The organism is Nitrosopumilus sp. b3 (assembly GCF_014078525.1).
Lineage (GTDB): Archaea > Thermoproteota > Nitrososphaeria > Nitrososphaerales > Nitrosopumilaceae > Nitrosopumilus.
The window spans coordinates 48,593-64,166 of sequence record NZ_MU078698.1; the positions used below are offsets into that span (position 1 = coordinate 48,593).

General features: G+C 32.0%; 17 protein-coding genes. 9 read left to right on the plus strand and 8 right to left on the minus strand.

Going from position 1 to position 15,574, the window contains the following annotated elements:
- Positions 1 to 75: 75 nt before the first annotated feature.
- Positions 76 to 1,437, plus strand: coding sequence for a site-specific integrase (locus C6990_RS10430; RefSeq protein WP_182131156.1), 1,362 nt, complete (start codon positions 76 to 78; stop codon positions 1,435 to 1,437).
- Between the two features lie 489 nt (positions 1,438 to 1,926).
- Here C6990_RS10430 and C6990_RS10435 read toward each other — a convergent pair whose 3' ends face one another.
- Positions 1,927 to 2,766, minus strand: coding sequence for a DUF5131 family protein (locus C6990_RS10435; RefSeq protein WP_182131158.1), 840 nt, complete (start codon positions 2,764 to 2,766; stop codon positions 1,927 to 1,929).
- A 72-nt stretch (positions 2,767 to 2,838) separates the two neighbouring features.
- Here C6990_RS10435 and C6990_RS10440 point away from each other — a divergent pair, with 72 nt between their 5' ends.
- Positions 2,839 to 3,945, plus strand: a complete 1,107-nt coding sequence (locus C6990_RS10440; protein ID WP_182131160.1) for a three-Cys-motif partner protein TcmP — start codon at positions 2,839 to 2,841, stop codon at positions 3,943 to 3,945.
- 198 nt (positions 3,946 to 4,143) lie between these two features.
- Here the strand turns inward: C6990_RS10440 and C6990_RS10445 are convergent, their stop codons facing one another.
- Positions 4,144 to 4,572: a universal stress protein gene (locus C6990_RS10445; RefSeq protein WP_182131162.1), complete on the minus strand. Its 429-nt coding sequence runs from the start codon at positions 4,570 to 4,572 to the stop codon at positions 4,144 to 4,146.
- Between the two features lie 100 nt (positions 4,573 to 4,672).
- Here C6990_RS10445 and C6990_RS10450 point away from each other — a divergent pair, with 100 nt between their 5' ends.
- From C6990_RS10450 to C6990_RS10460, 3 genes are all read left to right on the plus strand, one after another.
- A complete protein-coding gene (locus C6990_RS10450) occupies positions 4,673 to 4,891 on the plus strand; it encodes a hypothetical protein (RefSeq protein WP_182131164.1) in 219 nt (72 codons plus the stop codon).
- Between the two features lie 537 nt (positions 4,892 to 5,428).
- Positions 5,429 to 5,812, plus strand: a complete 384-nt coding sequence (locus C6990_RS10455) for a cupredoxin domain-containing protein (protein WP_182131166.1) — start codon at positions 5,429 to 5,431, stop codon at positions 5,810 to 5,812.
- Positions 5,799 to 6,413, plus strand: coding sequence for a hypothetical protein (locus C6990_RS10460; protein ID WP_182131168.1), 615 nt, complete (start codon positions 5,799 to 5,801; stop codon positions 6,411 to 6,413). Before C6990_RS10455 ends, C6990_RS10460 begins: the two co-directional genes overlap by 14 nt.
- Positions 6,414 to 6,967: 554 nt before the next feature.
- On the opposite strand, the gene C6990_RS10465 is transcribed toward C6990_RS10460, so the two are convergent.
- Complete coding sequence (locus tag C6990_RS10465) at positions 6,968 to 7,846, minus strand: CBS domain-containing protein (protein ID WP_182131170.1); 879 nt, start codon at positions 7,844 to 7,846, stop codon at positions 6,968 to 6,970.
- 182 nt (positions 7,847 to 8,028) lie between these two features.
- On the opposite strand from C6990_RS10465, the gene C6990_RS10470 reads away from it, so the two are divergent.
- Positions 8,029 to 8,862: a CBS domain-containing protein gene (locus C6990_RS10470; protein WP_182131172.1), complete on the plus strand. Its 834-nt coding sequence runs from the start codon at positions 8,029 to 8,031 to the stop codon at positions 8,860 to 8,862.
- A gap of 565 nt (positions 8,863 to 9,427) precedes the next feature.
- Here C6990_RS10470 and C6990_RS11110 read toward each other — a convergent pair.
- Positions 9,428 to 9,550, minus strand: coding sequence for a hypothetical protein (locus tag C6990_RS11110; RefSeq protein ID WP_255465444.1), 123 nt, complete (start codon positions 9,548 to 9,550; stop codon positions 9,428 to 9,430).
- A gap of 172 nt (positions 9,551 to 9,722) precedes the next feature.
- Between C6990_RS11110 and C6990_RS11115 the strand changes: the two genes are divergently transcribed.
- Together C6990_RS11115 and C6990_RS11120 are read left to right on the plus strand one after the other, a co-directional pair.
- The gene (locus C6990_RS11115) at positions 9,723 to 10,157 is read left to right on the plus strand and encodes a hypothetical protein (RefSeq protein WP_255465445.1); all 435 of its coding nucleotides are present in this window, start codon (positions 9,723 to 9,725) and stop codon (positions 10,155 to 10,157) included.
- An 18-nt stretch (positions 10,158 to 10,175) separates the two neighbouring features.
- A complete protein-coding gene (locus C6990_RS11120; RefSeq protein WP_255465446.1) occupies positions 10,176 to 10,814 on the plus strand; it encodes a sensor histidine kinase in 639 nt (212 codons plus the stop codon).
- 747 nt (positions 10,815 to 11,561) lie between these two features.
- Here the strand turns inward: C6990_RS11120 and C6990_RS10480 are convergent.
- The 3 genes from C6990_RS10480 to C6990_RS10490 all read right to left on the minus strand — a co-directional run bounded on the left by C6990_RS10480 (position 11,562) and on the right by C6990_RS10490 (position 13,849).
- Positions 11,562 to 12,071, minus strand: a complete 510-nt coding sequence (locus tag C6990_RS10480; RefSeq protein WP_182131174.1) for a hypothetical protein — start codon at positions 12,069 to 12,071, stop codon at positions 11,562 to 11,564.
- A 175-nt stretch (positions 12,072 to 12,246) separates the two neighbouring features.
- Positions 12,247 to 12,711: a universal stress protein gene (locus tag C6990_RS10485; protein ID WP_182131176.1), complete on the minus strand. Its 465-nt coding sequence runs from the start codon at positions 12,709 to 12,711 to the stop codon at positions 12,247 to 12,249.
- A gap of 226 nt (positions 12,712 to 12,937) precedes the next feature.
- Positions 12,938 to 13,849 (minus strand): metal ABC transporter substrate-binding protein, encoded by a 912-nt coding sequence (locus C6990_RS10490; protein WP_182131178.1) that lies wholly within the window; start codon positions 13,847 to 13,849, stop codon positions 12,938 to 12,940.
- A 113-nt stretch (positions 13,850 to 13,962) separates the two neighbouring features.
- Here C6990_RS10490 and C6990_RS10495 point away from each other — a divergent pair, with 113 nt between their 5' ends.
- The gene (locus C6990_RS10495; RefSeq protein ID WP_182131180.1) at positions 13,963 to 14,493 is read left to right on the plus strand and encodes a DUF192 domain-containing protein; all 531 of its coding nucleotides are present in this window, start codon (positions 13,963 to 13,965) and stop codon (positions 14,491 to 14,493) included.
- Positions 14,494 to 14,506: 13 nt separating this feature from the next.
- Here C6990_RS10495 and C6990_RS10500 read toward each other — a convergent pair whose 3' ends face one another.
- On the minus strand, positions 14,507 to 15,355 hold the full coding sequence (locus C6990_RS10500; protein WP_182131182.1) for a sulfurtransferase: 849 nt from the start codon (positions 15,353 to 15,355) through the stop codon (positions 14,507 to 14,509).
- Positions 15,356 to 15,574: the final 219 nt, after the last annotated feature.

Sequence of the window (15,574 nt, forward strand, 5' to 3'; positions counted from 1 at the left end):
ACTTTACCAAATATAAAGTATCTTTGGTATTGCGACAACCATGTCCTTTATCTGTACTTTAATTGTATATCATTCATGGAAATACATCCTGATGAAATCACAAAATCAAAGAACAATCCATTGGAATTATTCTACTCTTCAATGAGGGCTGAGGCTACAAGAGTCGATTATGATAGAAAATTGCGCAAGGTTCTCTGTGAGTTCTTCAAACCCATCCTAAAAGGTGATCCAGAATTAGTCAAAAGAACAGAATCTGAATATCAAACCAAGAAAAGAGGTGTCAAACGAAAGTTTTCAGACGCTGATTTTGAAGTACGTGCTGCAGAGTTTGTCAAAAGAGCAAAAGAAGACACTGATTGGGCAGAAAATGTTTTGATGAAGCTTGGTGAAAAGTTCAAGGAACGTGCAAATTTACCAAAGACTGATCCTAATTACATTAATCCTGTATCTCTAAAGAACTACTTTGTCCCAGTCCAGAAATTACTTGAAATGAATCGTGTAAATCTTGCATGGAAGATGATTCGCTCAACATTTCCTGAAATAGATGGTAAGGATGACACCAGAGAATACACCTATGATGAGATCAGAAAGATGTTAAACCATTGCAAAGTTATGGATAAGGTTCTAGTATTACTTGCAGCATCATCTGGAATCAGAGCAGGTGCCTTTACATTCCAATGGAAACATGTCATTCCAATCTATCTTCATAATGAGAGATATGTTTGGGAAGAACAAGATGTTACTGAATCCGTTACTCAAAATGCACCAATAGTTGCTGCAATGATTAGAATTTATGCTAATTCCAATTCTGAATACATTGCATTTACAACACCTGAATGCTGGAATGCCATACAAGGATATAGACAGCAATGGATTCAAGAAATAAGACATGAACCAAAGCCTGATGATCCTTTCTTTAAGAAAAGCGGACCTTTTGTCAGAGTACTATCTGAGATGGGATTACGAAAAAGACTAGAGAGAATACTAAAGGAATCAGGTATTCGTCCACCATTACCTACTGGAGTGAGACGACATAAGGTTCCTGCATTTAATGGATTTAGAAGGTTCTTCAACAAGGCAAACAAGAAATCACTATCAAACAATTCCCTTTTGGCATCTTTAATTTTCAAGGAAACTATGATGGGACATGGCGGATTAATCCAACTAGACAAGAACTATTTCAAATCCCATATCTACGAGTTAATTGAAGAATACGTTGATGCAGTACCCAACTTGACCATATCTACAGAATTAAGGCTACAAGCAGAAAACAACAAGCTTTCAGAGGAAAAATCAGAACTAGAAGAAAAACTTGAAGTAGATAACAAGCAATTACGAGAAGACAATGCTGACATTAGAGAGAAATTCCAAGAGTTCAAGAAAGAGACTAGTGTGATAATAGATTGGATTCAAAAACAAAAGGACGACAAAGAATAACATCATCATAAAGAATAATCCTTTGAATCTAATTGTTTTAATGAAATTCCCTTATGGCCTTTCATGAACATTACATGCATGTTCTGTACAATGAGATAAAGTAAACTCAAAAAATAGCCTTTTGATTTTTTATAATTTTTAGACTAGTTCCCAATCCTCATTTTCACAAGTGGCCAAATAATATAGGGTTTTGAGGAAAGTGACGATTTTGAGGATTAGTCGTAATTCGTGCCTAAAACCATCTCCTCAGTCCTCACAAATCGTCAAAATGAGGATTAAAGTGGTCAAAATGAGGACAAAATCGTCAAAACGAGGACCATTTTGAGGAATCAAATGACGACATAACGATTTTCCCTTTTGGCATTTTTATTCTGAAATTTTCCCTTATGCTTGATTAATTTTTTAAATTGTATAACGTTTGGACATTAGGGTTTTGAACTCATAAGGAAAATCTCTATGAGAGAATTGAAAAAATATACAGTTACGTATCTATTTTGAAGATATAGGGGGATTTTGCTTTCTTTTTTGAACTTCATGTTTCAAACACATCTCTGCAAAAGCGTTTTCATCAAAATTAATATTTTTTAAAGAATTTCTCTTGTTGATTTCAGGATATTCACTATATTTTCGTCTGTTGATAGTTCTTCCGCCAGATTTAGGTCTAAAGCCTCCCCATTGTTTAAAAAATACTGGTACTTCTTGTTCCTTACATTGATCAATAATTTCTTCAATCCATTCTTTCTTTACTTCTCGGTAATGATGTCCACTTTCTCCTCCAATTATAGCCCAATCAATTCCTTTTAGATTCACTTTTCCAACTGAACCAATTAGTGGTTCAAAACTAATGAATCTTGTATGGCATTTGACTTTTCGTAAGTCTTTGATTCTTGATGCATATTGTTTATTTTCAATACTTGTGCCCATCCACATGAAATTTGGTATTTTATGACCAAAATACTCAAAAAATATCTCTGAAAACTCTGCCATTCTTTTTGGACGCTTAGTTAAGATTTGATAATCATGACGATCTGCTTGGATCATTGTTGCAAAGCATTTCCCTGTGAATTCAAATATTGAATTTTCGTGGAATAAATCGGACATACTATTTACAAAAATTTTCTTAGGTTTTTTCCACGTTAATGGAAGATTGATGTCTGATGGGTGTTCTACATATTGAAATCCTTTCTTGTATTTTTGCTGGCCCATAGCCTTCAATCTTTTTGTTAATGTCTCTGCATAGCAGTTTTTACATCCTGGAGAAATTTTAGTACAACCACTAGTGGGATTCCACGTTGCTTCAGTCCATTCTATTTCCGATCCAATTGCCATGTTCTTAACCAGAATTTCATCCTTAAAATCTTTAAACCTCCCTTTTCATAAAGTATTAACAATTAGTATGCCATGACTCATAAAAAATTACCCACAATATGGCCAATTGGCCCACACACCATAGCCAAACATCAAATCCTTGAAGAGTATCTTAAAGCATGGTTTCCAATTGTTGGGCGGTGGACTGGAAGAATTGTTTATTTGGATGGATTTGCAGGTCCTGGAAAATACAAAGATGGTGAAGATGGGTCTCCCATAATTGCTATGCGAACTGCAGTTGAACATACTATGATAAAACCCACAACAGAAATTGTGTTTGGTTTTATTGAAAATGACAAAAAACGTTCTGAAGTTTTAAAACAAACTTTAGAAGAAAGATTTGAACAATTACCTCAAAATGTAAAGTACAATGTTATTGATTCTAATTTTGAAAAAAGCGTATGTGATATGCTAGATTCCCTAGAAGAAAACGAACAAGTGCTTGCTCCAACTTTTGCATTTATAGATCCGTTTGGTTACTCTGATTTTTCTATGAATCTTGTTAAACGTTTATTGAATTATGATAAATCTGAAGTTCTGATTACGTTTATGACTGGATTCGTAAATAGGTTTTTAGATCCAGTTCATGAAGAAGCAGTTAGTAAATTATACGGTTCTAAAGATTTTCTTGAAGCTAAAGATATCCCAAACACAGAAGAAAGAATTAACTTTTTGTTAAAATTATATGAAAAAAAATTAAAAGAAAACAATGGAGCAAAATATGTTCGTTCGTTCGAAATGGTTGGACATGACAACAATGTTGTTTATCATTTAATTTTTGGTACCAAACATTGGAAAGGTTTGGAAGTTATCAAAAGAGCGATGTTGAAAGTTGATAGTCGTGGAATGTATTCTTTTTCAGATAGAATTGGGTTTGGTCAAACCTTTTTTGTGAATATAAAAGAGGGTGATGATTGGATGCCTGATGCTGCTGAATTAATCTTCAAACACTTTAGAGGCCAATCAATCGAGATTGACAAAATTCATCGCTTTGTAATTACTGACACTCCTTATATGTTCAAGAAAAAAATTCTAACCTGTTTAGAAAAGAAAATACCTTCACAAATACTTCGTGTAACTAACAGAAAAACCAAGACATTGTCTTATCCTGATAGATGTGTTGTAACATTTTCTAAATGATTAATATCAAGAGAGTGTTTAACCAAACAAAAAATTCCCCTTCAGAGATTTAGATATAATTTCAACCAAATTAAAGTACAAAATTGTGACATTCTATTATCAAGTATTAACAAACTGCAAATATTTTATTAAAAATATGGCTGGCCCGATAAGAAAACCAAATATTCTCCTACTGGTAAATTCCATGTTTTTTAATACTTACTTTACCAACAAAATTGGTATCTTGGATTTATGGATTAAATAATTTGAAGTACTGCCAAGAAAAATCTCTTTAATGGAACTCATTCCTCTTGAACCAATAACAATTAGATCAAAGTTTTTGTCTTGTGCAAATTTCAGAATTTTTGGACCTTCGTCTCCATGAAGTATTTTCTTGTATAGCAAAACTCCTTTTTTTGCAGCATCTGTCTCTGCTTTTTTCAAAAAATTGTTTGCATTTTTTAAAAGATGATTTTTGATGTATGCCATTTGTTCCTTTGACATTGGAGGGCTCAGTGGCGTAACATATACTGCAGTAATTATGGCTTGACAATTTCTTGCTATTGTGATAGCTTGATTTAACCCTCTAAATGAATTCCCTGATCCATCTAATGCCACAAGAATTTTCCTGATTTCTGTTTTTATCATAATACTCGATTTAGAATTTTAACCACTTATCATTAAAATAAGAATATCAAAATTGACAATTGAATCATGAAATTAAATACTATATTTTTGTGAATTACCCATGGCTAATTTTCAAAGAATCAAAGAAGAATTGGATAAAAGTGGTGAACTAATGTTAAAACTAGGTTCTGGTGAAAAACTAGAACTTCACAAACACAATGTTTCCTTTGATGAATCCACCCAAGAAATCAAAGTTGATGCGTCCTCTGAGACATATTGGATTTCAGCAGATTCTATAGCATATTACTGGATTCATAGAGAAGGAGTTGAAAAAGAGTAGTTTATTTTGTGAATCAAAATAAAACCTTCCTGCCTATAATCCTGTCTTTGAATCATCTCATCTTTTTTGATTTTTTTACTTGTTATAATATATGGAAAAGTTATAGTAATTGAAAATCATGAATAAAATTATGCAAATCGAAATTAAAGACAAGTAAATGATTTTCAAATTGACTTTTGTGAAGATAATACCAAAATCAAGAATCGTAATTTCATATTTTATATCAAATTAACATATGTAGCCTCATGACAGCCAAAAAAATCACCAATGGGTGATCATCTGAAGAAATAATTTACAAAGATAATTAATTATGATATTATTTCATGATGAAAAGGAATCTTGGGTATAATACTGCATATGTAATTTTTGAATAATATTTTGTATTTTTTGGATGTTGATTATTGTGGGTAATATAATAACAAAATTACTGTGTTCGAGTTTTGTTTCTCTAACATAATTTCAATAGATCATATTCTTCTTTTTCATCTCTGATAATTTCACTTAATGTTAAATCCTTTGAAACATATTGTATGATACTTGCAAAACTCAAATTTCTATACTATTGGTTTATTTTCGGTGTTTGTTGTATCTCTTCTAACAATTATGCAAGATGTGTCTGCAGAGACCTTCGATATAGTTATTCCTGTAGGGTCTGTTGATCCTAAAAGCCCATTTCATTTTATTCCTTCTGAATTAACAGTCTCAGTTGGGGATAAGATAAGATGGATAAACTTTGATGATGTATCACACACCGCTACTTCTGGATCCTTTCAGGGTGGGCCTAATGGGATATTTAATAGCGGATTATTGGAAAATAGCGAGGTGTTCTCCTACCAAACCAAGTCATCAGATATTGGCACTTTGACATATTATTGTACATTGCATCCCTGGATGAACGGAATACTTTGTGTTGGATCCTGAAGGGTTGCCTGTTGGAAGAATATCTGAATCAGGATCAATTAATGCAGCCCACAAATATGCTGAACAAGCAAAATCATCCAAACTGATTGCAGAAGAATTTGTCATATCTTCCAAAAATATGGAATCAGGCGATAGTTTTTCTCTGTCTGCTCACTACTACCATCAGGCAGCAATAGAGTATTCCTTGTTATCCTCCCATGAAAAATCTGCTTTTTATCACCAGGAATCTGCAACTCAACATCACAATGCAGCAATTCAGTATGAAAAATCAGGAAACTTTGAAAAATCCATTACAGAACATTTTGCCGCAGGTGTTCAACATCATTTTGCCGCGCTTCAATACGAAGTCATAGATGATCCAAAAAACATGAGAAAACAACTTTCTGAATCTTTATTGCATAAAAGAATGGCAAAATTTGGCTCAGATTATGTTCTACCTCCAAAACATCAATCAAGATATCTTGATGTGTCTGATATTGTGTGCAAAGAAGGTTTTGAGCTTTTGTTAAAAAATACAACAAAAGAACCAACCTGTATCAAATCATCTCATGTTGCAGAGTTAATTGAACGTGGTTGGGCAAGCCGGATGTTAAATGATTAGTTGTTTCTTACTTTTTTAATTCTGTTTTTTATTTTTAGAATACTGAATAATATGAAATAAATTTGCTTTGACCCTCTATTCTAAGTTAAAACTTTAGAATGAGATAATAGATAACAGTCTTCCAGACATAGAATGATCCAAAGATCAAACGCTGATCCGATTGCTCAAATCATTTTCATTCTGGTTGGCTATTATCCAAATTACACTACGTAAAAATGATATAAACATATGATCAAAATTATCATGTCTGATACTAGGATCAATGATTGAAAATTTTTCAATTATATTGGAATGTCTTAAAAATTATTACATAAATTAAATAATGAAATTTTATTTATTTTCATTAGTGATATTGTCCATAGTTTTATTAGATTAAATGATCATATTGTTTTGGAAGCTGGATAACATCTGAAACTAGATATTCACAATTGATTATTCCCTGACCAAGACATCCTACTCCAAGGAAGGATAATCAATCTGGCTTCCAAAAATAGATAATGTTTTTCTATCTTCAATTCAGATATTTTATTTAATGTTTTTTTATTATGTCTAAATCAAATATTTTTTCCACAATGAGGACATGTTTTTGACATTTCAAGTTTAGCTTCCGATGTCTGGATATCCTCTGATGACAAAGCCAAGCAAATGTCCCATGGACTAACAACAATATCTTTGTATATTACATAAGGATGTTCCATCCTGTCCATCACTGAGCAAAGTTTGTCAAATGAAATATCTTCTGTAAGAACTTTGATATGATCAAATGTAAACTTGTTAATTGGAACATCTAGTAAATTATCTACATCTTTTTGAAATTTAGTGATTCTTGATAATCCTTCAAGAATTGTTCTGTCACTGATAAATTGATTTGATGTTCCCAGTAATAGTTTTCTTGTCTTGTTATCAAACATTAGATCAAGTATGTCCCTTAATGGTTCATCCCCTTGAAATGTAATGATCTTCTTTTTTGGCATTGAAGACACTGAGAGATCCGTTTTGTACTTTTTCCCTACTTCGAGCATTTTTCTTGCAGAAACTGGGGAATAACTTCCAGACTTGTTTTGTATAACTGCAAATGCCCTTCTGCTATTCTTCCAAGTGTCCATAAGATCTTTGAATTTTGTCTGACTACTAACTTGAGGAACGTCTTTGAACATTATCTCTTGAGTTGTATGCTGATATAGGGAATCCCTAGTGGGATTCTTTCGCAAGTGGTCTAAAATGTCATATCCTCCTATAATTCCAATGGATTTACCATTGTCTTGAACCACAAGTGCGTCTATTGTAGATTCTAGATATTGAGCACACATCTCAGTAGCTAACCAAACTTCCCTGTCTTTATCCACAAAGACACAATTTGTATCAGTTAATGTCTCTGGGAATAGTTGCTCTAAAGTTAATTCCAAAATCCCTTCTTTACTTACAGATTCCATTTGTTCTCACTGTCTATGAATGAATTTACTATTTTAACAGATTCTTGATTATTAGATTAGAAAATCATAAAAATTTTAGGTTACTCATTTCATGTCAAATATTTTAGTAAATAATTGGATGCATCTTATCATTTTTGAGAATTGAATATGGTTGCTTTATGCAATATAATCAATAGTAGAATATGTCACAAGACACTCCGATAGCAGAGAGGACTCTGGGTGAACTATTTCCAGAAAGACTGACGTGGTCACTATGCATCCATATTGACAAAGGAAAAGAAGTTTGGGTTGTCACTGGAATGCTAGTGCAATACTTGGAATCTGCAACTGATTCAGTCATGGTGAGAGATGAGAATCATAACCCAATAGGCACAATCGGTGGCAAAGAAATCATGGAGAATCTGTTAAAGAATCCTACTTCGAGTTTGTTCTATGGAACTAAAGTAGAAGACATCATGGAGCCAAACCCTGTAAGAGTTTCCAAGAATACAAGGTACAAGGATCTGATGAATTTTTGGAAAGAGAAGGGTAGAGCATATGCCATAATCCCTAACGAGTGGGGATTTTATTCTGCAATATCTGCACAAAAGATTCTAGAAATTGGCAAGGAATGTAAAACTGATCTTACAATCGAGGATTTGCCAAAAAAGAAACAGGTTACATTCAGGAAAGGAGATACGTTTGGTGATTTGATTAATTCAATGTTCGATAACAAAGCTAGAAAGGTTTTGCTTGAAGGGACTAACAAATATCTTAGTGACAGATTAATTATTGAAGCAATATCAGAAAAAATGAAGCATCTAAAAGAAACAGATGATTTTCTAAATGAATCATCTAATATTGTAGAGTTGGAAGAGGCCAAAATTGTATCAGATAATTTGAAAATTAACGAAATATCATCTATGATGTATGATATGGCTCACCCATTTGTTATTTACAAGGATTGGCTTGTAACGCCTTGGGATATCTGTAATGTGTTGTTATCTAAAGATATTACAAAATATGCTGCAAAATGAAACTTTTTTTATCTTGATTCAAAAAATAAACAAAACTTAGTAAATTGGATCTTAAGACCAAAACCGAATCAGGTACTTGGTGAAAGTTCCAATTGAAAAAATTATTCCATTTTAGTATTTAGGGAATACTGATCATTGTTATGGACCATTTGTTCGTTAGTGTTTTAAGTAAATTTTGTAAATGAAAATCATGTCAACTGATAAAACTGAACCATGGGAGCAAGTACTGGGATTGTCTTGGACAATTCTTGATGAGGAATAATACCTTCATATAGTAAGTATAATTGCATTTTTCTAATTATGGGACAAAATAACTGCAAAAATAAATGCAACACACACGAATCTATCTCAAAGCACAGAGCCTATGAAGAAGGCGGATGCTTTTGCAAAAACTGTGACTATTATTTCAGGGAAAAATTCCTGAGATGTCCATGTTGTAACACTCGAGTTAGGTATTCTACGCGCTCAAATAAGCGGAAATTGGAATCTGAAATAGTGAGAATATGAAAACTAGATTTCAAACCTGTTAGGATTTGCAATTCTTATTTACCTTAAAACCCTGAAATTACTTCCAAGGGTCTGTATCCTCTTTCCATGATTCTGCACCTTTATCTTCTATTGGCTCGCTTGCTTTGATGTCTGCTAAAAGACATTCATCTGAGCAGTGGCTTAATTCTGAATGTTTCATTATTTTACCGCATTTCTAAATAGATTATTTTGTTTTACCTTTCAATTAGAACACAGAATTCGTTTGGGTACTAAATATTCCTGTAATATGCCAATTTATGAAGTTATTACAATACGTGTATGTGCAATTTGAACATTAAGCAATCTTTATTCAAGTAATTTTAAATCTGAACATGCGTAAGTTTCTCGTAAGGAAGAATTTTGATGAGAATAATGATGATCCGCTAAATGCTCCAAACAGAACTGTATTTTATGAAAAAGAGAGAAACCCAAGTGAATCAATTCCGCATAATGATCCTTCAGATAATGATAAAAGCCAAAATGAGGCTGCCAAATTAAATAAAAAAGAAAAACCAATTTCAGATGAAAGCGGAGAAATTCTCAATGTACATGCAAAAAAGATATTCCATGAGTCACTTTCGGCAATAAACGAATATGATAAAAAAAGAATGGACAGCATATACGAACAGCTTGAAAAAGAAAAAAACATCTCCAAAGAACTAAACAAAAAACTGCACTCTAATTTATCAAAAATTGCTAGTGCCGAAGTTGAGCTTGTAAAAAAGAAGAATAACTTAGAAGAGGAATTACATGAGAAAACAAAATAGCTTGTAAATTCTGAAAGAATGGCAGTGATTGGTGAACTGTCAGGGCGTCTTGCCCATGAATTGCGTACCCCGTTGACTGTCATCAAGGGAACAGTTGGAGTTTTACAACTTAGAAAAGGAATGGAGATTGACGATTATGTAATGGAGAGACTGTCTTTGATGAATGAATCGGCAACTAGAATGGCTCAGCAAATTGAGAGGGTTTTGGCTTATGTGCAAAAAGCACCCATAAATAAAAAAGAAACATCACTAAATGAAATAATCCAAAATTCTGCATCAATGCTTGTGGAAAATCCAAACATTACAATTCATACTCCAAAAAATGATGTTCTCTGCAATTGTGATCCGATAAAAATGGAGGCAATGCTGGGAAATCTACTGCTAAATTCGGTTCAGGCAATAGAAGAGTCAGGACAGATAAGTATCAATGTTGATGAATCCTCAGATTCAATTACAATCAAAATACAGGATTCTGGAAACGGGGTGCCTGAGAATTTGGAAGACAAGATATTTGATCCTCTTGTCTCATCAAAAATGGATGGGACTGGACTAGGACTATCCAGTGTAAAAAATATTGTTGAACAACATAATGGCACCATAAGCTTTCAAAACAATCCTACGACATTTACAATCGTTTTGCCAAAAACTTGCCAATAATCTAAAATTCATCTGAAGGGAAATTCTTATTCATCTGAACAAACATTTTCTAAAAAAACCCTCTCAAAGAGAGGGTCAAAAAAGGATTTGACATCCATTTTGAGTCTCGATGGTAATAATACTGGAACAAAATAGTTAATTGAATGTTGTATGTGTGGGATAGTCAATCTGTTTGAATTATTCCATAGTTGACTCAGAGATGAAGATACTCATATTGTTTTCAAATACTTTACAAAAAGACAAATCATTCATGGAGGTTAAATACAAATTTGTCGTAACTAAGATAATATGAAAGCATGGAGATGTTATAGATGTGATTTGACATTTAAGGACGAATCCCATGTTCTCATGCACAAAGACATTTCAAGTCATTCTTCCAGCCAAATAGAAGTAATTGCGGCATAGTGTAATAATTATGCTCGAATCTGGAATTAATTATTCCATCTCATCGTGTGAATAATTTTATTAAAAATATGATTAAAATCTATACTTGCGACAATATTGTATTATGTATTAGCTAATTGCAAATATTTTATTAAAAATGAGGCATCAAACTAAAACTTCAATATCATTTCATAGGTTTTATTCTTCGTTGGTAAAATGAGGATTCTTCGTGGGTAAATTAAGAATTAATTGTTTTCCAACAACAACATTCATCCCAAGTACAATTAGGACAATTTTTAGGAGATTTACTTGCTTTACATTCAGAAGGAAGACATCCACAATCAGCACATTTTACTTGAAACATCAAGGATTTATCATACCGTCATTATTCAAATTTACTTTGCACCCTTTTGTTATTCCCTTAATCATGACAAAGTATGTGCCAGACAATATTGCTATGGCAAGTAATCTAATTGGAATCTCATATTCTGTTAGGAAGGATAGAGATGTAGCACCTGCAACTCCAAATGTGGAGATTATGGTAAATCCTATTTGTCCACAACTAGTACAGATTCCTGCCCCCACACCAATAACAGAACCAACTATTCCGGTCCCAGTTTTCTTAGAATTTGCTTTTATGGTTCTCATTTGAAAAACAGCTAAACTAGTTACTAATGCAACAAGTCCTGAAACTATTATGATTAAAACAAAACTTAGAATCCAATCTACTGGAAGCTGAAATGCAAAAAAGGGTTCAAAGAATAAAAAGTCTCTAGCAGATAACATGAATATGAAAAGAATTGAGAACAAAGAAGCAGAAATTATCCAAGAAGAAATATCTGAGTAAACTAGTTTGAGGGTTTGTTTATGCAAAATCATCACATCTAACAGCTACAGTTACTACTATTACACTTTTTAGGATTACAAATTTTACAATCTAAGAGACATTTGTATTCAGGACAACAATAGCAGAATTGCTTCTTTTTAGATATCAATATTTTCAAAACATCTCCAAATCAGAATAGGGTTTTTCTAGATTAGTCATTTCTTATTTTACTATGGTTACCGGAGCTTTTGCTGCATGTAAAACAAAATTTGATGTGCTTCCAAAAAACAATCCTTTAGGAAATCCCATTCCTCTAGCACCAATTACAATATGAACAATTTTGTTGGCATTGCTATTTGCAAATGTAACTAAATCATGACCAGCATTATATCCTTTAAGCACAACCCCTTCAAAATCAATATCATTTTTTGTTACTAATTTTTTGGCATCTTTGATAATTTCTTTTGCATTTTTTGGCCATTTTTTTTCTGGAATTTTTGAAGGGTTTTCTTTAGCAAATGCTGTATATTTTGTTATGCTATGTATTCCAATAATACATGCATTCATTTTTGTTGCCATGGAAATTGCTACTTTTAAGCCTTTGATGGAATTTTTTGAACCATCAAGACAAACCATGATTCTCTTACCCATACAAACTTGCATCCCATTTTTATCTTTTATAGGCATAAAACAATTCCTCTTTCTGAGAATCATGATCATTTTAATTCAAATTTGAGAAATTCTTTGTATGGCTTTTAAAAATATTCTAGTATCTTATGATGCAACAAATGCATGGTATAATGATGAATGATTCTCAACACATGAACCAAATGATGTATTCTATAGAGTTTTGTCATATTGGTTAAACACTCTCCACTTTTGTTTATATAGAAAAATTAATTCTAAAAATAAATTAGGTACATAAAACTAACTCTAAATTCTTAAAATTTTCTTCAAATCTTTCCAAGTATGTTTTTTCTTTATCTTGAATCTCTAATGGTGAAAGAATCAATACTTTACCATTAATTTCATCTGCAATTATTTGAGACATTTTTGGATTAACATATTCTTCTGTAAAAATTATTTTAATATCTAGATTTTTGGCCAAATTAATAACTTCTTCAATATCTTGAATGGTAGGTTCCATTATTGGATCAGATGATTTGAGCACGGTATATTGATTTAATTCATAATCCTTTGCAAAATAAGTAAAAGCATCATGAAAAGCAATGAAATCTCGTTTTGTGCATTCTTCTAACCTATCTTTAATTTTTGTATCAATAACGTTAATTTTTTGTAAATAAGATTCAGAATTTTTTTTATAAAATTGTAAATTTTGAGGATCTCTTTTTATCAATTCAGCAGTAATGTTTTGAACCTGTTTTTTCATAGAATTTGGATTTAACCAAATATGGGGATCATAGGATATAGTTTGGGATTTAGATTCTGTTTTAATTATGGGTTTTATCCCAACGCTTGAATCGACTATGGACAAATTTTTAAAATTACTTAAATCCCTTACCCATTCCTCGAATCCCAATCCGTTGATTACAACAAAATCTACTTGATTCATTTTTTGAATGTCTTTAATGGTAGGCTCCCAATCATGAGGTTCTATTCCAGGTGGGACCAGAACTTCCACATCAACTTTGTCTCCTCCTATCATTTTTGTAAATTCATACAATGGATAAAATGATGTCAAAACTTGTAATTTTGTTTTTTCTGTTGGTACTGTAAAGTTTTCTTCTGAATCATTCATTACATAAAAAGAGATGAGAGGGATTACAATTATTATTAGTATGGTGGCAACCTTTGTTTGTTTCATTTATCTATAATTAAATCATCTTCAAATCAACCTTTTGATTTACAATTGTAAAATATTTGAAATTTTTTAAGTAACAATAAATAAAAAATATTCATAATAACAAATGTATTCTAATGTCAAAAAATAGATGGGTAATTGTTATTGCAAGTATTGTTTTAGGTACTTTACAAATTGAAATTATGTATGATTGCTCATTACAAGAAAGAAATTTTAATATTTTGAGTTGTACTGAAATTGTTGACATTCCGTCATACATTCAAGATATTGCAACATTATCAATAGACTCTGATAGCACTACAATAGTAATTGATGTGGAAATTGCAGACGATCTTCAAGAACAAATCATAGGATTGATGTTTAGATCTAGTTTAGATTGGAATGATGGTATGTTATTCGTATATGAGAGTGAAAAAAAACGTTCATTTTGGATGAAAAATACACTAATCCCTTTAGATTTGTTGTTTGTTGATACAAACTTTAGAATAATCGACATAAAAGAAAATGTACAACCTTGTTTATCTGATCCTTGTCCAAATTATGTATCTAATATTGCTGCAAAATATGTCTTGGAAGTTAATGCGGGATTTACCAATATGAATAATATCAAAGTTGGAGATTTAGTAATGTGGAATCCTAAAACATAAAAAAATTGTTAGTTTATTTTTCCACAGGATTTCCTATCATGTTGCCCCATTCAGTCCAAGAACCATCATAGTTTCGAACCTGGGGATATCCAAGTAGGTATTTTAGAACAAACCAGCTATGAGAAGATCTTTCTCCAATTCTACAATAACAAATCACATCTTTATCAGGAGTAACACCTTTTGGCTCATAGTTTTGTCTTAGCTCTTCAACTGCTTTGAAGGTTCCATCAGCATCATTGACTACAGTTGCCCATGGAATATTATTTGCTCCAGGAATATGCCCACCTCTTTGTGCATGTTCCATCGGATATTCTGGCGGAGCTGTAATTTGACCAGTAAATTCTGCAGGAGATCTAACATCAACCATTACAGTATCTTCTTTATCTAATGCACGACTTACATCAAATAGATAAGCTCTTAGTCCTTCATCTGGAGGTTGTGCAACATAGTTTGTTGGAGATAATTGTGGTTCATCAGTAGTGTAATCTTTATTTTCTAATTCCCATTTCTTTCTTCCACCATTCATGATTTTGAGATTCTCATGGCCATAAATTTTGAAAACCCAAAAAACAAATGCTGCAAACCAGTTGTTAAAATCACCATATAGAATTACTTCAGTATCTGCAGTTATTCCGTTTTTAGCCATTAAAGCCTCAAATTGTTTTTTATTGATTATATCTCTTGTAACAGGATCATTAATGTCACGTTTCCACCAAATCAGAGTTGCATCTTTAATGTGACCCTTTTGATATCCATTAACGGGATCATAGTCAACTTCTACTAATTTTCTATTTTCATTTGGGGGGTTTTGTGATACCCATTCAGTATCAACTAAAACTTCAGGATGGGCGTAATTAACCATAAAGAACATCAGATTTTATGATATTTAGTTTTTACACTTTACAATTACAAAAATAGAAAAACTCATAATATCTTTTACAATTGTAAACTAAAAGTTATGATAAGTTTCAATACTATTTTTTAATCTGAAAAAATACCTGTGGTGATTTTACTAATAATTTTAGTACTGTTAATATCTATTAGATCATATGCAACAGATTACTTTACAATTGTAAAATAC